The following is an 18,009-nucleotide window of genomic DNA, read 5'->3' on the forward strand; positions in this document are numbered from 1 at the left end:
CCTGATGGACCGCGGGCGCGCCTGGAGGCGAGCGAACAGCCGGAGCAGGCCTTCTCCGGGTGCCCGAATGGCCGAAGGTTCCTCAGTTCGCGAGAGCTACAAGGTGCCGGAGCTTTTCGGGATTGCGGACGATGTATATCCCGACGATGCGGCCGTCCTCGATGTCGAGGGCTGTGGTCTGGACCACACCGTCCGCCTCAAGGGTGACGAAACCCGGCAATCCGTTGATCAGACCCTTGTAAAGAAGCGGCGGCAATCGGCCCTCATTCTTTCGAGCCACGCCCATGAACAGGCCTGAAACCCTGCGGAAGCCGAAGAGCGGGTTGAGAGCCGCATTCCGGATGCCTCCGCCGTCGGTATAGGAAACGACGTTCTCCGCCAGGAGGTTGCGCAGCGCAGACAGGTCGCCGCTGCGCGAAGCTGCGAAGAAGGCATCGGTCATCCGCTCGCCCTCCCTTCGATCGATGGGATAGCGGGGGCGCTCGGCACGAACGTTCTTCCTGGCGCGCGCTGCCAGCTGGCGGCAGGCGGCGGGATCCCTGTCGAGGGTCGCGGCGATCTCGTCGAAGCCGAGGCCGAAGACGTCGTGCAGGAGGAAGGCCGCGCGCTCCAGGGGCGACAGGCGTTCGAGCGCCATCATCAGCGTCAGGGAGAGATCCTCGCCTTTATCCTCCTCGTCACCGGTTTCCAGAACCGGCTCCGGCAGCCAAGGCCCGATATAGGTCTCGCGCTTCACCCTTGCCGATTTGAGGATGTCGAGGCACAGGCGCGTGACGGTCTTGGACAGGAAGGCCCCCGGTTCGCGGATCATGTTTCGATCCGTCTGGTGCCAGCGGATATAGGCCTCCTGCACCACGTCCTCGGCCTCCGCGATGGAGCCGAGCATCCGGTAGGCGAGGCGGACCAGCCCCGGCCTGAGAGGCTGGAACTGGTCCGCGGCGTTGCCCTCAGGCGGCCGCACGGCTCGCCTCGACCGGATGGACGGACCGGAAGCCGATGGCCAGGCGGTTCCAGGCGTTGATGGCGCCGATCAGCAGTGTCAGATTGACCTGCTCGACAGGGGTGAAGTGCCGGCTGAGCTCCGCATAATCCTCATCGGGAGCGTGGGTCTCGGCCACCAGGGTCAGGGCCTCGGTCCAGGCGAGAGCCGCCCGCTCACGGCCGCTGTAGAGGGGCGATTCCCGCCAGGCAGAGAGGAGATAAAGCCGCTCTTCGCTCTCGCCGTTGGCCCGCGCATCCTTGGTGTGCATATGGATGCAATAGGCGCAGCCGTTGATCTGCGAGGCGCGGGTCTTCACCAGCTCGATCAGGCTGTGCTCCAGACCGCTCTTCTTGAGGGTCTCTTCCAACTCCAGCATCGGCTTCAGGGAGCTGGGGGCGACTTCGAAGGGGATCAACCGGGCTTTCATCGTCCTAAGTCCTCATGCGTCGTGTTGCTGACGACGATAAGACGAGACGGGAGGCCCGGATGTGACATGCGGCCCCGAAATTTTTTAGAAGTCGCTCGCCAGGCCCTTCACCTCCCAGTCCTCGTAGCGCACGGGCTCGAGGCCGCCTCGGCCCTGAAGCTCCTTCTCCCTGGCGATCTCGGCCGCACGGGCATCGATCTCCTGGCGACGCTGCGCCGCCTCCTCCAGGGCCCGCTGGGCGGCCGGGGTGAGGGTCTTGCCGGGGGCCGCACCCTCGACGGGACGGGACGGGACGGGATCGGAAGTGTCGTTCGTGCTCATGGGGCGCCTTATGCCCGATCCGAGCTCCTCTTGGGAGGGAGCTGGACCGTTCCCACATAGGGGACGAAGGGTGGAGTTTCGTTGACCACGAGGTGGAGACCCCGATGAACACCGTCAAGACCGGAATGCTGCTCGCAGGCCTCATGGCCCTGTTCGGCGTCGTCGGCTATCTTCTGGGCGGCGGCACCGGCATGATGATCGCGCTGGGCCTTGGTCTTGCGACCAATCTCTTCGCCTACTGGAACTCGGACCGCTTGGCGCTCGCCGCCCACCATGCGGTCGAGGTGGACGAGCACACGGCGCCGGAGCTGGTTCATATGGTCCGTGACCTCGCCGGGCGGGCCGGCCTGCCCATGCCGCGGGTCTATCTCATCGACAATCCGCAGCCCAATGCGTTTGCCACCGGCCGCAACCCGGAAAACGCGGCGGTCGCCGCCACCACGGGCCTGCTCCACATGCTCTCCCGCGACGAGATCGCGGGCGTGATGGCGCACGAGCTCGCGCATATCAAGAACCGCGACACCCTGATCATGACGGTCAGCGCCACCATCGCCGGGGCCATCGCGACGCTGGCCCAGTTCGGCTTTCTGTTCGGCGGACGGGATGAGCGGCCGAACCCGATCGTGATGCTCGCCACCGCGCTTCTGGCACCGATTGCCGCCATGATCATCCAGATGGCGATCAGCCGCTCGCGGGAATACGATGCCGACCGGATCGGCGCGGAGATCTGCGGCCAGCCCCTGGCGCTCGCGTCCGCGCTCGCCCGCATCGCGGGCGGCGTGGCACAGATCCCGAACCCCGATGCGGAGCGCCGCCCGGCCACCGCCTCGCTCTTCATCATCAACCCGCTCTCGGGGAGGGGCGTGGACAACCTGTTCTCCACCCATCCCGCGACGGAAAACCGGATTGCGGCTTTGCATGCTTTGGCGCAGGAGATGGGTTCCGCGCCGCAAAGCGGCTTCTTCGCGCAGAGTTCAACGAGTCCCTGGGGTTCCCCTGGGGGCTCCATCAGGGGTTCGACCGGCACACGCCGCGGGCCTTGGGGATAGATTTTGAGTCGATCGGACGAACAGGCGGGCCTCGGAGCCCGCCGCCTGGCCTGGATGGCGGTGACGGAGACCCTGAAGCGGCGCGTGCCGCTCGACGACGTGATGGAGGAGCTCGCCCGTGCGGAGAGGCTCCCGCCCCGCGACGAGGCCCTGGCGCGGGCCATCGCCATCGTCACCTTCCGGCGGCTCGGAACGCTGGGACACGCCCTGCGCTCGCGGCTGAACAAGCCGCCGAAGGACGAGCGTCTCATGCACCTGCTCGCCATCGGCGCGGCGCAGATCCTGTTTCTCGACGTGCCGGACCATGCCGCCGTCGACAGCGCCGTCGCGCTGGCGCAGGAGGATCCCAAGCTCCATCACGCGGGTGGCTTCATCAACGCCGTGCTGCGCCGCGTCGCCCGCGAGCGCGAGCAGATACTCGGCGAGAGCGACCCTTTTCTCGACACGCCCACCTGGCTCGAGGAGCGCTGGATCGCGCAATACGGCGAGGAGCAGGCGACGCGGATCGCCGAGGCCCACCGTTCCATGGCCTCCGTCGACCTGACGGTGAAGAGCGACTCCGAAGCCTGGGCCGAGCGCCTGGGCGGCGTTCTCCTGCCCACCGGCAGCATCCGCCTCAAAGAACGCACGGCCATCCGCGAGCTGCCCGGCTTCGAGGAGGGGGCGTGGTGGGTGCAGGATGCGGCCGCCGCCCTGCCCGCCCGCCTGCTCGACCCGAAGCCCGGCGAGCGCATCGCGGACCTGTGCGCAGCCCCTGGCGGCAAGACCGCCCAGCTCGCCTCGGCTGGCGCCGCGGTGCTCGCCGTCGACCGCTCGGCCAGGCGCCTCCAGCGGCTGGAGGAAAACCTCGCCCGCCTGAAGCTCGCGGTCGAGACCCGCGCCATCGATGCGGAAAAGCTCGAGGCGGAGCCCTTCGACGCGATCCTGCTCGACGCGCCCTGCTCGGCCACCGGCACCATCCGCCGCCACCCGGACGTGGCCTGGACCAAGAGCGAAGAGGACATCCGCAAGCTGTCCGCCCTCCAGGGCCGCCTCCTCGACAAGGCGGCAGACCTGCTCAGGCCCGGCGGGCGGCTCGTCTACTGCACCTGTTCGCTCGAAGCCGAAGAGGGCGAGCGTCAGGCGGAGGGCTTTCTTGCCCGGCACCCGGAGTTCCAGCGCCTGCCCGTCACGCCCGGCGAGATCGGTGGCTGGTCGGAGGGCATCACGCCGGAAGGCGATCTGCGCACCCTGCCCTTCCACCTCGCGCTGCCGGAGCACGACCGCTCCGGCCTCGACGGCTTCTTTGTCGCACGGTTTGTTCACAAGCCATCGTGACGATGGTGAATGGTCTCTTACCTGTTGTTAACCGGTCAGCAGGAACTCCTCTCTTAAGCTGACCGGGATTCAGAACAGCAAGGGGAGCGCCACGGGTGGATTTCGGGCCAGATCGCTGGCGTCTGTACAGGCTTAGCCTTCGTGAGGCAGGCCGCGCCATGCGCGAAAGCTTGGTCTGGAGCCTGTCGCGGCTCTCCAGCGCGCCGGTGCCCACGCGCCTGCTCTTCGCGCCGCAGGACCTGCGCACCGCCGATCCCACCATCGCCACCGACATCTATTCCGGCTTCTTCGCCTTCTCGGGGCGCGCCATCACCACCGGCGGACGCTCGCCCTTCGCCTTTGTGCCGCCAAGCCGCGCCTGGGGCGAGGCGCTCTACGGCTTCGGCTGGCTGCGCCACCTGCGCGCTGCGGGCACGGCGCTCGCCCAGGCCAATGCCCGCTCCCTTGTGGACGAGTTCGTCACCTCCAAGCTCGGCGACAGGCGCCTCGCCTGCAGCCCCGAGGTCACCGCGCGCCGGCTCATGTCCTTCATCAGCCAGTCGCCGCTCATCCTGGAAGGGGCCGACCATGCCTTCTACCAGCGCTTCCTGAAGCTCATCGGGCAGCATGTGCGCAATCTGGAGCGCCAGGTGCGCGCCGGCGCCCTGCCCTACCAGCAGCTCATGGCCGCAATCGCGCTCTGCTATGCGGGCCTGTGCTGCGAGGGCCTCGACCGCAACTTGAGGCGTGCGTCCCGCCTGCTCGCCCGCGAGCTCGACCGGCAGATCCTGGCCGACGGGGGGCATGTCAGCCGCAATCCGCGCATCGTCGTCGAGCTGCTGTTCGATCTTCTCCCCCTGCGCCAGATGTTCGCCAGCCGCGAGATCGACACGCCCGATGCGCTCCTGCGCTCGATCGACCGGATGCTGCCGATGGTGCGCCTGTTCCGGCACGGGGACGGCACCCTCTCGCATTTCAACGGCATGGGGGTGACGGCCCCCGATCATCTCGCCACGCTGCTCACCTACGACGACATGCGCAGCCAGCCGATCCACCACGCGCCCCATTCGGGCTACGAGCGACTGGAGGCCGGGCGCACCCTGGTGGTGGCCGATGTGGGCGCGCCGCCGCCGCGGCCTCTCTCGCAGGAGGCGACCGCCGGCTGCCTCTCCTTCGAGTTCTCCAGCGCCGCGCAGCGCATCGTGGTCAATTGCGGCATGCCGCAGATTGCCGGCAGCACGATCATCCAGGCCTCGCGCTCGACGGTGGCCCACTCCACCGCCTCCATCAACGACGTTTCCTCCTGCCAGATCGTGGACAAGAAGGGGGGATGGCTGCAGCGCCGCGTGTCCGCCTGGCTCCTGCGCCGGGTCGGGCCCGTCATCCTCAGCGGCCCGGAGCGGGTGACGGCGGAGCGCAGCGAACGCGAGCACGCGCAGAGTCTCACCGCCAGCCACGACGGCTACAAGGCCCGCTTCGGCATCACCCACGAGCGGCGCTGGCAGCTCGCGCCCAAGGGCAACGTGCTGGAGGGCGAGGACAATTTCTGGAGCGAGGGCGGATACCCCGGAACGGCACAGGCCACCATCCGCTTCCATCTCGCTCCCGGCATCAAGGCGAGCCGGGCCCAGGGCGGTCGCGTGGTGATGCTGGTGCTGCCCAACCGGGAGGCCTGGCAGTTCTCGGCCATTCCCGTCGAAGCCGAGATCGAGGACAGCGTTTTTCTCGCCACCGCCGACGGCCTGCGCCGCACGGAGCAGATCGTGCTCACCGTGCGCCCCAGCGAGACCCCGACCGTGCGCTGGCGCTTCGAGCGCCTGGCGCGCACCTTCGATCCGAGCCAGCCGCAGGAGCAGGCGGAGCTGATTTGACGATAAACCTGTCAGTCAGGCCTCAGGGAACTCGGAAATTCCCTGAGGCCTCTCGATCCTCGTTCGTCTAAGGCGGCGGATTCATTCTCCACCATTCGTCAATCCGGCATTCCGGCTCGCGCCACAGGCCGATGTCACGCAACGTGCGGTCGTTGAGATGCTCCAACCTCTGCAAAGCCCGCCGGTAGGTGAAGTGACTCCATGATGCAGGGATCCTCATCACCCGGGATGCAACATCCCTGATGATGAGATTGACCCAATAGAAACGGGACTTGTGCTTTGACGTATGGAAAAGGGTGTTCATGCTTGCTCTCCACAATCGACATGAGGAGAGCAGAGAACCTTAGGACCCTACCCGCCTCGGGAGGGTCCTCGGGAATGATCACGCATGCATCAGCGCAACACCCATCCCGCGCACCCTTTGAGGTACGTGAGCTGATGGGTAAGCCAGGATGCGCGGTTGATCATGACGCGAAACTTAGCAGAGGTTATATCATCCGCCAAGCTTTTCAGGACTAACGGGGTGCTTCAGAGAGGTGCAGCCAGCGGGCCGGGCAATCAGCCGATCCGAGTTTGGGAACGGCATGGATTAAACCTAAGGCTCCCGGCCGCCCATGAATATGGTTCGATGATCCCGATGGGCCCTTTCATGGAATGCGGTTGTTCTTAGGCTCCATTGGCTCTCAGCGTGTTCCAGGGCGCCTCGCCGGATACATCGACGATCTCAATGCCGATATCGCTAACGGAAGGTCCAAGGATCGGCAGAACTTTGGCCTCATCCGAGCCCACGTTGAACGCGCCGTGTATGACTCCAGGCGGCACGAACACACTGTCCCCTGGGCTGAGGATCCGCTTCTCGCGTTCCACCCATACCTCGATGGTGCCTGAGAGCACATGGATCACCTCTTCCTGGTTGGGGTGGTAGTGAAAGTCGTGGCCTTTACCGGGCAGCACACTCACGGAAAGGATCGTCAGGTGCTTGGCGCCGGTTGTTGATGGATGGCTCAGGAAGCTGAGGCGGCCGAAGTCCATGTTATTGGGTTGAAGGTCAGCCTGGAGGATGAACTTGTGGGGCATGTTGCCCTCCATCGAAGTCTGCTGATCCAGAGAGGATGCGTTCAGGCGCGGGAAAACAAAAGCACCCAAAGGGATAATCTTCGCGCAGAAATATCGTCCGAGAACTTCCGAGAAGGCCGTTTGTGGAACTGGGTAGCGTAGCGTTCCAACGTATCTGGAAGATGATATCGTGCATGATCGGCTCAGCTCTGCAAATACTCAGCCTTGGCGGCCATCTGAAGAATCTTGGCCCGTCGATGATTGCTTCAAAATGCTTTTGGGTGAATTGCGCTGTTAGGGTTTAATGGACCACCCATGATCAGTGACAACGGATTCGCAATCCACTGCTTGACCGTGCAGCAGATGAAAATCGCCGAACCTTGATTAGGAAAGAGAGCGGTCCGAAACCCGGACCTGCCCGGTTCCCATCCCCGCCCCACCATGCTATCGCGCCCGCATCGTTTTCCTCGAAGGGAGCGGCCACCATGCCGAGCGACCTGAAGCGCGTCTCCCGCGCTCTGCTTTCCGTATCCGACAAGACGGGTCTCGTGGACTTCGCCCGGGCGCTTCATGCGCGTGGCATCGAGCTGGTCTCCACCGGCGGCACGCACAAGAGCTTGAGCGAGGCGGGCCTGCCCGTGAGGGACGTGAGCGAGCTTACCGGCTTCCCCGAGATGATGGACGGACGCGTGAAGACGCTGCATCCGGCCGTGCATGGTGGCCTGCTCGGCATCCGCGCCAACCCGGAGCATCAGGCGGCGATGCTGGCGCACGGCATCCAGCCCATCGACCTCCTGGTGGTGAACCTCTACCCGTTCGAGGCGACGGTGGCGGCGGGAAAGCCCTATGCCGACTGCATCGAGAACATCGACATCGGCGGCCCGGCGATGATCCGTGCCGCCGCCAAGAACCACGGCGATGTAGCCGTGGTGGTGGACGGGGCCGATTACGCGGCGGTTCTCGACGATCTCGCGCAGTACGACGGCTCGGTGACGCTCACCCTGCGCCGGCGCCTCGCCCAGAAGGCTTATGCGCGCACGGCGGCCTACGATGCGGCGATCTCCAATTGGCTCGCGAACGAGCTCGGCGAGGCGACACCGCCGTTCCGGGCGCTCGGCGGCTCCATCGCCGAGGTGATGCGCTACGGCGAGAACCCGCACCAGAGCGCCGCCTTCTACCGCACCCCGGAGAACCGCCCCGGTGTCGCCACCGCCCGCCAGGTGCAAGGCAAGCAGCTCTCCTACAACAACATCAACGACACGGATGCGGCCTACGAGGCCGTGGCGGAGTTCGATCCGAACCGCTCCGCCGCCGTCGTGATCGTCAAGCACGCCAACCCGTGCGGCGTGGCGGAAGGCGCCTCCCTGCGCGAGGCCTACGAGAAGGCATTGCGCTGCGATCCGGTCTCGGCCTTCGGGGGCATCGTCGCCATGAACCGGCCGCTCGATGCGGAGGCCGCCAAGGCGATCACCGAGATCTTCACCGAGGTGATCATCGCGCCCGATGCGAGCGAGGAGGCGATCGCGATCGTGGCCGCCAAGAAGAACCTGCGCCTGCTGCTGGCAGGCGCCCTGCCCGACCCGCGCGCACCGGGCCTGACGCTGCGCACGGTCGCCGGCGGCTTCCTGGCGCAGAACCGGGACAATGCGGTGGTCGATGCTATGGACCTGAACGTGGTCACGAAGCGCGCGCCCACGGAGCGCGAGTTGGCGGACCTGCGCTTCGCCTTCCGGGTCGCCAAGCACGTGAAGTCGAACGCCATCGTCTATGCCAGGGACCTCGCCACGGTGGGCATCGGCGCCGGCCAGATGAGCCGGGTCGATTCCTCCCGCATCGCCGCCTGGAAGGCGGCCGAAGCCGCAAAGGCCGCAGGGCTGCCGGAAACCCTCGCCAAGGGCTCGGTGGTCGCCTCCGACGCCTTCTTCCCCTTCGCCGACGGCCTGCTCGCTGCGGCGGAAGCCGGCGCCACCGCGGTGATCCAGCCCGGCGGCTCCATGCGCGACGACGAGGTGATCAAGGCCGCCGACGAGGCGGGACTTGCGATGGTGTTCACGGGACACCGGCATTTCAGGCATTGAGCTCGACGCTTCCCCCTCCCCCCTGCGGGGAGGGATTGAGGGTGGGGGTCGCAAAGTCAGAACGCTGTCCTCGCCTGTTGAAGCGAGAGGGGGCTACAGCCTCTCGAACGCTCACCCCGTCTCACCACCCCCACCCCTGCCCCTCCCCGCAAGGGGGAGGGAATATGCGATCCAGGATGACATTTCTCCTTCCCCTTCCCATCTGAAGCGGAGCAGAAGGAGAAGCCCATGATCGTCACCACCACACCCACCATCGAAGGCCGCCGCATCGCCTCCTATCGCGGCATCGTCTCGGGCGAAGCCATCCTCGGCGCCAACGTGTTCCGTGACTTCTTCGCCTCCATCCGCGACGTGGTGGGCGGGCGCTCGGGCTCCTACGAGCGCGTGCTGCGCGACGGGCGCGACACGGCCCTGCAGGAGATGATCGACGAGGCCCAGCGCCTCGGGGCGCACGCCATCGTCGGCGTCCACATGGATTACGGCGCCATCGGCAAGAACGAGGGCATGATGATGGTGACCGTCAGCGGCACGGCGGTGACGCTGGAGTGAGCAGCGCTCACGCGCGCTGCACGCCCTTCAGGAGCCAGAAGCCCACGAGAAGGAACAGGATCAGCACCGCCGGTCCTGCGGCTTGCGTTTGAAAGATCGCGGTCGCGACGGCGACCGCGAGCGGGGCGAGGAAGGATGTGACCTTTCCTGAGAGCGCCAGCAGGCCGAAATAGCGCCCCGCCGCCTCGGCCGGCACGAGCCGCGCGAGCAGGCTGCGGGACGAGGCCTGGAGCGGGCCCGCCACGGATCCGATGACGAGGCCGAGCAGGACGAAGACCTTTTCCGGCGCGGAGCCGTAGAGCCCGTCGTCCGGGGCGGGCGGTGCGGTCGGCACCACGAAAAGGATGTGCTCGCGCCCGAGAGACAAGACACCGAGGCAGACGAGGCCGAGGATGAGGATCGCCCCGAGAATTACGGGCTTGGCGCCGAAGCGGTCGTCGAGCCGTCCGCCGATCAGCGCCCCGGCGGTGCCCGTGATCGTGAGCATGATGCCGAAGAGCCCGAGTTCGATGGCCTGCCAGCCGAACACGCCGGCGCCGTAGATGCCCCCGAACGCGAAGAGCGCCACGAGCGCATCCTGATAGACCATGTTGGCGAGGAGAAAGCGCCCGACGCTCGGATGCAGCCGCGCATCGGCAATCGTGCTCCTCACCTGCTGCAATCCTTTTCGCGCCGCGTCCCGCAGGCTCATGGCGGAGCGCGGCACATCGGGCGTGACGAGAAAGAGCGGCAGCACGAAGACGAGAAACCACAGGGCCGAGAACGGTCCGGTGATGCGGTCGCCTTCGCGGGTGGAGGGATTCAAGCCGAAGAGCGGATCCAGACCGAGAACCGTGTTCATCGACACCGGGTCGGCGGCCAGAAACCCCAGCACGATCACGAGCGACACGAGCCCGCCGAGATACCCCATCGCCCATCCTGTGCCCGAAAGGCGGCCATAGCGTTCCGGCGGGACCAGATGGGGGATCATGGCATTGTTGAACACCGCCGCCACCTCCACGGCCACCGTTCCAAAGGCAAAGCCGATCAGCGCGACGGGAATGGCATAGGATTGGCCGGGCGCGGCATACCACAGGGCGAAGGAGGCGATGACCAGCACGAGCCCGCAGGCGGCGATCCAGGGCTTCTTCGGCCCCGTGGCGTCGGCGATGGAGCCGAGCACCGGCGAGAGGATCGCGAGCACGAGCCCCGCCGCCGCCGTGGCGTAGCCCCACAGGCTCTGCCCGCTCACCGGATCGGGCGCGAGGGCCGATGCGAAATACGGTGCGAAGACGAAGGTGGTGACCAGCGTGAAGAAGGGCTGGCACGCCCAGTCGAACAGGAGCCAGCCGAGAACGGCGGGACGCGAGGCTTTTTGCGATGGCATGAGGGAATCGACGCTTTTCACTAATTCCCCACTTTTCATGCTGTTGCCGAAGGTCGTGCTGTCCCGCTTCTCCCTCCCCCTTGTGGGGAGGGATCAAGGGTTGGGGTGTTGGCGCCTCACCTGAATAGGCTATCGCTCACCCCCACCTCCAACTCCTCCCCACAAGGGGGAGGAGGGCTCGTGGAGAATCACGTCGTGCGCGCCAGATCGCCGAGGAGGCTCGCCGCCACGGTGATCTTCGACAGCGTCAGGCCCGAGGACACGATGCCGTCGACCGCGCTCCGGATGCGGTTGACGTCCGCGCCGCGCCGCTCGCTCCAGGCGCGCACCGCCTCGATGCCGGACATGTCCCCGGAGGACACCTCGGCGGTCAGGCCGCGATGGGCATAGGCGATGCTGTCGACGGCGCGGTCCAGCGCCAGGCGATCGAAGTAGTCGCTGACGCTGATCTCCTGCGCCGCGCCGATGAGCGCCCCGAGACGGAAGGAGGCCTCCAGCGCGAAGTGGGTGCAGGCGATGTCGGCCACGGGCTTGCCCGTTTTCTGCGCAGTCTGCACGATGTCAGGCGCCGCCACGAGATCAGGCAGGGATGCGATGCGCCGCGCCAGGTCCTCGGGAACGCCCTCCCCCGTAAGCGTCCTCGTGCGTGCCTCCCAGACGGCCCTGGCTTCGGGGGAGAGCGCATTCTCAAGGCTCTGCTCGACTTCCCTGATGCCGGCCTGATAAGTGCCGACGATCTGGTCGAGGGAGTGGTTGGCGAAGTCCACGTTGCGGATGAACCAGACGATCCGGTTCATGAGCAGATCCTGCAGCTCGCCGTAGAGGCGCAGCTGCACCCGGCCCGGCACCACCCCGTCGAGGCCGTCGATGGCGACGTTCATCTCGGTCAGGCCGAAGGAATCCCGGGTCGCCGCATAGGCTGCCGCGATGGTGGGCGCATCCGCGCCGGTCTGGTCCACGAGCCGGGCCACCATGGTCGGGCCACCGCGGTTGATGATCGCGTTGGCGAGCTGCGTTGCGATGATCTCGCGCCGCAGGCGGTGGCCGGCGATGGCATCGGGGAAGCGCTCGCGCATCTCCGCGGGGAAGTAGCGCTCGAGCTCCTTGCCGAGATACGGATCGTCCGGCACCGGGCTTTCCAGCAGCGCATCGTGCAGGGAGAGCTTGGCATAGGCGAGCAGGATCGCGAGCTCGGGGCGCGTCAGCGCCTCGCCGCGGCGGGCGCGCTCGGCGAGCGTTGAATCGTCGGGCAGGTACTCCACCGCGCGGTTGAGCCGCCCCTCCGCCTCGAGCATGTGCATGAGCCGGCGCGCGAAGCCGAGATCGGCCAGGCCCCGCTGCTCGGACAGCGAGAGCGCCAGGGTCTGCAGGTAGTTGTTGCGCAGCACGAGCGCCGCAACGTCCTCCGTCATGTCGGCGAGAAGCTGGTTGCGCTGCTCCTCGTTCAGGCGCCCGTCGCGCTCCGGCGTGGTGAGCGCGATCTTGATGTTCACCTCCACGTCGGAGGTGTTCACGCCTGCCGAATTGTCGATGGCGTCCGTGTTGAGGCGCACGCCCTTCTGCGCCGCCTCGATGCGCCCTCGCTGGGTCACGCCGAGATTGGCGCCCTCGCCGATCACCTTGGCTCGAACCTCGGGGCCGGTGATGCGGATCGCATCGTTGGCGCGGTCGCCCACCTGCTCGTCCGTCTCGGAGGAGGCGCGGATATAGGTGCCGATACCGCCGAACCAGAGGAGATCCACACGGGCCTTCAGGATCGCGTTCATCACTTCGGCCGGGGTCGCCTGCGGCTTGTCGAGGTCGAGGAGCGCGCGCACCTCGTCCGACAGCGGGATCGACTTGGCGCTGCGCGGGAACACGCCGCCGCCCTTGGAGATCAGGGCCTTGTCGTAATCCTGCCAGCTCGAACGGGGCAGATTGAACAGGCGCTCGCGCTCCTTGAAGGACGCCTCCGGATCCGGGTTCGGATCGAGGAAGATGTCGCGGTGGTCGAAGGCGGCGACGAGCTTCAGGGCCCGCGACAGGAGCATGCCGTTGCCGAACACGTCGCCCGACATGTCGCCCACGCCCGCCACGGTCACCGGCACGGTCTGGATGTCGATGTCGATCTCGCGGAAGTGGCGCTTCACCGCCTCCCACGCGCCGCGGGCGGTGATGCCCATCTTCTTGTGGTCGTAGCCCTGGCTGCCGCCGGAGGCGAAGGCGTCGCCGAGCCAGTGGCCCTTCTCGATGGAGAGCGCGTTCGCCGTGTCGGAGAAGGTGGCCGTGCCCTTGTCGGCGGCGACCACGAGATAGGGATCGTCCCCGTCGTGGCGCACTGTGTCCGCCGGGGGCACCACCCGGTCGCCGACGATGTTGTCGGTGAGCTGCAGCATCGTGCGTACGAAGATGCGGTAGCTCTCCGTACCCTCCGCAAGCCAGGCCTGCCGGTCGCCGGCCGGCGGCAGCTGCTTGGGCACGAAGCCGCCCTTGGCGCCCACCGGCACGATGACGGCGTTCTTGACCTGCTGCGCCTTGACGAGGCCCAGCACCTCCGTGCGGAAGTCCTGCGGCCGGTCGGACCAGCGAAGTCCTCCGCGCGCCACCTTGCCGAAGCGCAGGTGCACGCCCTCGACGCGGGGCGAGTAGACGAAGATCTCGTAAAGCGGCCGGGGCAGCGGCAGCCCTTCCACCTTCGCGCATTCGAACTTGAACGCGATGGTCTGGCGCGGCAGGCCGTTCTCCTCGAGCTGGAAGAAGTTGGTCCGCAGCGCGGCTTCGATCAGGTTGATGAAGCGGCGCAGGATCCGGTCGTCGTCGAGGCTCGTGACCGCCTTCAGCTGCTCCTCGATCCGCTCGCGGATCGCAGCCTCGGCGGCCGCGCGGCCCTCCTCGTGGCGCGGGTCGAAGCGGGCATAGAAGAGCTTGACGAGATCGGCTGCGATCGCGCCGTGGCGGGCGAGCGTCTCGGCGATGTAGTCCTGGGCATAGGTCACCTGGATCTGGCGCAGGTAGCGGCCGAGCGCCCGCACCATGGCCACGTCGCGCCAGCCGAGGCCGGCTTCCAGCACGAGGCGGTTGAAGCCGTCGGATTCCGCAAGGCCGCGGAAGAGGGCGAGGAGCGCCGCCTCGATGGGCGCCTGGATCTCGTCGATGCGGATCGTTCCGCCCGCCGCCCGCTCGAGGGTCATGTCATGGAGCCACACCCGGTTGTCGCCCGTGAAGGCCACCCGATAGGTGCGCTCGTTGGCGACGCGGAAGCCCAGGTTTTCCAGAAGCGGAACCCGGTCCGACAGGGGCATCGACTGGTTGAGCGAAAAGACCTTCAGGTTGACGCGGGTCTCGTCGTCGCCCTCGCGCCGGTAGAGGTCGACCGCGCGGGGCCGGCCCTCGGAGAGCTGCTCCAGCAGGCTGATGTCCTTGATCGCCTGCTCGGCGCCGAAGGCCTCGCGGTAGGCGGCGCTGAACGCCTCGCCGTAGCGGCCGGCGAGCGAGCGCGCCCGCGCGCCGCCGACGGAGGCGTCGAGCTGGTCGCGCAGCGCGTCGCTCCAGGTGCGCACGATGGCGGAGATGCCCCTCTCCAGCGTTTCCCGCGCCACCTGCGGGGTCTGCCCCTCGTCGCGGCCGATGATGTAGTGGGTGCGCGCGAGCGGCCCCTCCGGGTAGTCAGGATAGGAGGCGGAGACGCGCCCGCCATAGATGCTGGCGAGGAACTGCCCGATGCGCAGGCGGGCACTCGTGTCGTAGCGGTCCTTCGGCACGAAGACGAGAACCGACACGAAGCGGTCGAACTCGTCGGCGCGCGCGAGCGCCCGCACCCGCGGGCGCTCGGACAGGTTCATGATGTCGATCGCGAAGCTGTAGAGCGTCTCCTCGTCGATCTGGAACAGCTCGTCGCGCGGGTAGTTCTCGAGCACGTTGAGAAGGGCGCGGCCCGCATAGCTCGCCGGGTCGAAGCCGGCGCGGGCGGCCACCTTCGCCACCTTGTGGCGCAGATAGGGCACCTCGCCCGTGGTGTTGGTGTAGGCGCTTGCGGTGAACAGGCCGACGATGCGCAGCTCGCCCTGCAGGTGCCCGTTGCCGTCGAACAGCTTGACCCCGATGTAGTCGAGATGCGCGCGGCGGTGCACGCGGGACTTCACGTTCGCCTTGGTGATGATGAGCGCCTTGGGGCGGGCCAGGAAGTCGCGGATCTCGGGCGTCATCGCCACGAGCTCGCGCCCGCGCCGCAGCACGCGCACGCTCGGATCGCGCAGGAGCCCGAGGCCCGAGCCCTCGACCGGATCGGCCGCCGTGTCCCCCGACGGCAAGCGGTACTCGCGAAGACCTAAGAAGGTGAAGTTGTCCCGGGCGATCCAGTCGAGGAAGGCAATGGCCTCCTTCACCTCGTCCTCCGGCAGCGGCGGGGGATTGAGGCGGTAGTTGTGCACGATCTCCGTGACGCGCGCGCGCATGCCCGGCCAGTCGTGCACGGCAAGCGCCACGTCGCCGTGCACGCGCCGCATCGCCTCGATCAGGCGGGTGCGGGCCTCGGCGTCGTCGATGCGGGGCAGGTGGATGTGGATGAAGCTCTCGCGCTTCACGCCGAGCCGCAGGGCGGCGGTGGCCTCGCCCACCAGGCGCAGGAGCGCCCCGCCCGAATCCCGCTCCACCGCGAGGATCGGATGGGCGACGAGAAGCGGCTCGTAGCCCTGGTCCACGATCTCGGCCAGGGTCGAGTCGAGGAGGAAGGGCATGTTGTCGTTGACGATTTCGAGCACCGTCACGTCCTGCCTGCGGCCCTCGCGCTCGATCTCGACGTCGTGGAGACGGATATCGGCGGATTCCGGGCTGCGGGGCGCCTTGAGGTGCTCGAAGGCTTCCGCTGCGAGAGCTGCCAGGGTCTGCGGCGAATACGAGGCCAGATCCTCGGATGGGACGCGCCCGTAGAGGTCACGCACGAAGGTGGGCGGGGTGGCCTTGTTTCCGGCTTCCAGCACGGCGACGGCCTCGGCCGTCAACTCGCTTCCGCTGGTGGGGGTGTCCAGCTTCATGCGCGCATCCTCTTATTGTCGTTGCCGCGGGAGCGTTGCCACAGAGCGGCAGGCGGCGCAAGGAAAGCGTGCCGCCCGGAGTTAAGGTAGGGTTAAGTTGTTGCGGCGCACAGACACTTTACGCTGCCTGAGCCTCCTGAGACGGCAGATTTGCGTCGCCCCATTCCTTCATGGCCATGAGCACCGGCTCCAGGCTCCGCCCGCGCGGCGACAGGGTGTACTCGACCCGAGGCGGCACCTGCGCATAGACGGTACGGATGATGAGGCCGTCGGCCTCGAGCTCGCGCAGCTGGTGGGTGAGCATGCGCTGGGTGACGGAGGGGATCAGCCGCCGCAGCTCGTTGAAGCGCAGGGTTCCGCGCAGGAGCTTGTAGAGAACGACGATCTTCCACTTGCCGTCGATGAGGCCCAGCGTCCTCTCGACGGCGCATCCCTGGACTCCCGGTACCTTCGACGACATCCGCGGCATCACGGTATCCTTTTTGACACTATGGGCTGTTTTTGTGCGTTCTTGCGGCATTCTACGCTATGCTCAACTATGTCCCTGTCAACAGGAGACAAGCCATGCGCGCCGTTGGATACCGGCAATCCCTTCCCATCGACCAGGATTCCTCCCTCATCGACGTCGAACTGCCCCGGCCCGAGCCCGGCCCGCGGGATCTTCTGGTGGAGATCAAGGCCGTGGCCTTGAATCCCGTGGACACCAAGGTGCGCATGCGCGCCCAGCCCGAGCCCGGCGGCGTGAAGGTGCTGGGCTACGACGCCGCCGGCATCGTCAGGGCCGTGGGCCGGGAGGTCAGCCTGTTCAAGGAGGGCGACGAGGTGTTCTATGCCGGGGCCATCACCCGGCCGGGCACCAATGCGGAGTTCCATGCGGTCGACGAGCGGCTGGTGGGAGCGAAGCCCCGCTCCCTCAGCTTCGAGGAGGCGGCCGCCCTGCCGCTGACGACCCTGACGGCCTGGGAGACCCTGTTCGACCGGCTGGAGGTCCAGCGTCCCGTCAAGGGCGCGGCCAACGCGGTCCTCATCGTCGGCGGGGCGGGAGGCGTGGGTTCCGTCGCGATCCAGCTCGCGCGCCGGCTCACGGATCTGACCGTCATCGCCACCGCCTCGCGGCCGGAGACGCAGGCCTGGGTCAAGGAGCTCGGCGCCCATCACGTGATCGACCACAGCCAGCCCCTCGCTGCGCAGGTCGAGGCCCTCGGGCTGGGCGCGCCGGCCTTCGCCTTCTCGATCACGCACACGGACGCGCATTTTTCGGAAATCGCCAAGGCCATCGCGCCGCAGGGCCGCTTCGCGCTCATCGACGACCCGAAGGTGCCCCTCGACATCTCGCTCCTCAAGGGCAAGAGCGTGTCGATTCACTGGGAGTCCATGTTCACCCGCTCGACCTTCCAGACCGCCGACATGGAGCGCCAGCACGAGATCCTCAGCGAGGCCTCGCGCCTCGTGGATGCGGGCACGCTCCGGACGACGCTGGCAGAGGTGATCGGGCCGATCAATGCCGCCAATCTGCGGCGGGCCCATGCCTTCATCGAAAGCGGCCGCGCCCGGGGCAAGATCGTGCTGTCGGGCTTTTGAGGATCTTCCGACCCCCTTCCGTCGTCACCGGCCTTGTGCCGGTGATCTCGATTGCGCGGAGCGCTCTTCGAATCGGGATGGCCGGCACAAGGCCGGCCATGACATGGAAGTCGTTTCGAAGAATCTGCCACGGCCTCGGGCCGACACTTCGTGCGCGACGTATGGCTTTGAAAAGAAAAAGGCTGCCCTGTGGGCAGCCCTGTGTCTCGACTGTTGTGGCCCGGCTCTCCAAACGACCCGGAGGGCTGGGGGGCTGACGTGTCCAAGCCGTTCGATGAGCCGGGCCGTCGAGGCAACTTGAGTATTTACCGAGTTCAGTGCGGCTCCATCGGGGCACGAATGCGGCAGGAATAAGATTTGCGGGAGAAGCGGTGATTCATTGTGTCTTAACGGGTTGATCCGATCATGGCCGAAGCCCATC

Annotated in this window: 14 protein-coding genes; 6 read left to right on the top strand and 8 right to left on the bottom strand. The window is 67.1% G+C overall.

Translation table 11 applies throughout. The annotated features are described in order from the left end of the window. Positions 1 to 82: 82 nt before the first annotated feature. From GR303_RS10465 to GR303_RS10475, 3 genes are all read right to left on the bottom strand, one after another. On the bottom strand, positions 83 to 961 hold the full coding sequence (locus GR303_RS10465; protein ID WP_161721996.1) for an RNA polymerase sigma factor SigJ: 879 nt from the start codon (positions 959 to 961) through the stop codon (positions 83 to 85). Next, complete coding sequence (locus tag GR303_RS10470) at positions 948 to 1,409, bottom strand: carboxymuconolactone decarboxylase family protein (protein ID WP_161721995.1); 462 nt, start codon at positions 1,407 to 1,409, stop codon at positions 948 to 950. The genes GR303_RS10465 and GR303_RS10470 overlap by 14 nt, the downstream gene beginning before the upstream one ends. Before the next feature lie 84 nt (positions 1,410 to 1,493). Further along, entirely contained in the window at positions 1,494 to 1,730 is a 237-nt protein-coding gene (locus GR303_RS10475) for a DUF1674 domain-containing protein (RefSeq protein WP_161721994.1), read from the bottom strand. Positions 1,731 to 1,834: 104 nt separating this feature from the next. On the opposite strand from GR303_RS10475, the gene htpX reads away from it, so the two are divergent. The 3 genes from htpX (at position 1,835) to GR303_RS10490 (ending at position 5,946) form a co-directional block, all read left to right on the top strand. Then, positions 1,835 to 2,779, top strand: coding sequence for a zinc metalloprotease HtpX (gene htpX / locus GR303_RS10480; protein WP_161721993.1), 945 nt, complete (start codon positions 1,835 to 1,837; stop codon positions 2,777 to 2,779). Between the two features lie 3 nt (positions 2,780 to 2,782). Continuing rightward, the gene (gene rsmB / locus GR303_RS10485; protein ID WP_281351447.1) at positions 2,783 to 4,096 is read left to right on the top strand and encodes a 16S rRNA (cytosine(967)-C(5))-methyltransferase RsmB; all 1,314 of its coding nucleotides are present in this window, start codon (positions 2,783 to 2,785) and stop codon (positions 4,094 to 4,096) included. 95 nt (positions 4,097 to 4,191) lie between these two features. Next, a complete protein-coding gene (locus tag GR303_RS10490) occupies positions 4,192 to 5,946 on the top strand; it encodes a heparinase II/III domain-containing protein (protein ID WP_161721992.1) in 1,755 nt (584 codons plus the stop codon). 67 nt (positions 5,947 to 6,013) lie between these two features. On the opposite strand, the gene GR303_RS10495 is transcribed toward GR303_RS10490, so the two are convergent. Further along, positions 6,014 to 6,250, bottom strand: coding sequence for a DUF1127 domain-containing protein (locus GR303_RS10495; RefSeq protein ID WP_161721991.1), 237 nt, complete (start codon positions 6,248 to 6,250; stop codon positions 6,014 to 6,016). 362 nt (positions 6,251 to 6,612) lie between these two features. Then, a complete protein-coding gene (locus tag GR303_RS10500; RefSeq protein WP_161721990.1) occupies positions 6,613 to 7,023 on the bottom strand; it encodes a cupin domain-containing protein in 411 nt (136 codons plus the stop codon). A 464-nt stretch (positions 7,024 to 7,487) separates the two neighbouring features. Between GR303_RS10500 and purH the strand changes: the two genes are divergently transcribed. Both purH and GR303_RS10510 read left to right on the top strand, forming a co-directional pair. Continuing rightward, positions 7,488 to 9,080 (top strand): bifunctional phosphoribosylaminoimidazolecarboxamide formyltransferase/IMP cyclohydrolase, encoded by a 1,593-nt coding sequence (gene purH, locus GR303_RS10505; protein WP_161721989.1) that lies wholly within the window; start codon positions 7,488 to 7,490, stop codon positions 9,078 to 9,080. Between the two features lie 228 nt (positions 9,081 to 9,308). Continuing rightward, complete coding sequence (locus GR303_RS10510) at positions 9,309 to 9,629, top strand: heavy metal-binding domain-containing protein (RefSeq protein WP_161721988.1); 321 nt, start codon at positions 9,309 to 9,311, stop codon at positions 9,627 to 9,629. 7 nt (positions 9,630 to 9,636) lie between these two features. Here GR303_RS10510 and GR303_RS10515 read toward each other — a convergent pair whose 3' ends face one another. The 3 genes from GR303_RS10515 to GR303_RS10525 form a co-directional block, all read right to left on the bottom strand. Then, positions 9,637 to 10,995: an MFS transporter gene (locus GR303_RS10515; RefSeq protein ID WP_246205363.1), complete on the bottom strand. Its 1,359-nt coding sequence runs from the start codon at positions 10,993 to 10,995 to the stop codon at positions 9,637 to 9,639. Positions 10,996 to 11,183: 188 nt separating this feature from the next. Next, positions 11,184 to 16,007 (bottom strand): NAD-glutamate dehydrogenase, encoded by a 4,824-nt coding sequence (locus GR303_RS10520; RefSeq protein WP_161721986.1) that lies wholly within the window; start codon positions 16,005 to 16,007, stop codon positions 11,184 to 11,186. A gap of 118 nt (positions 16,008 to 16,125) precedes the next feature. After that, a complete protein-coding gene (locus GR303_RS10525) occupies positions 16,126 to 16,476 on the bottom strand; it encodes a winged helix-turn-helix transcriptional regulator (protein WP_281351444.1) in 351 nt (116 codons plus the stop codon). Positions 16,477 to 16,571: 95 nt separating this feature from the next. On the opposite strand from GR303_RS10525, the gene GR303_RS10530 reads away from it, so the two are divergent. Further along, positions 16,572 to 17,588, top strand: coding sequence for a zinc-binding alcohol dehydrogenase family protein (locus GR303_RS10530; RefSeq protein WP_161721984.1), 1,017 nt, complete (start codon positions 16,572 to 16,574; stop codon positions 17,586 to 17,588). The last annotated feature ends 421 nt before the right edge of the window (positions 17,589 to 18,009 follow it).

It is taken from the genome of Microvirga arsenatis (assembly GCF_009910705.1).
Classification (GTDB): Bacteria; Pseudomonadota; Alphaproteobacteria; order Rhizobiales; family Beijerinckiaceae; genus Microvirga; species Microvirga arsenatis.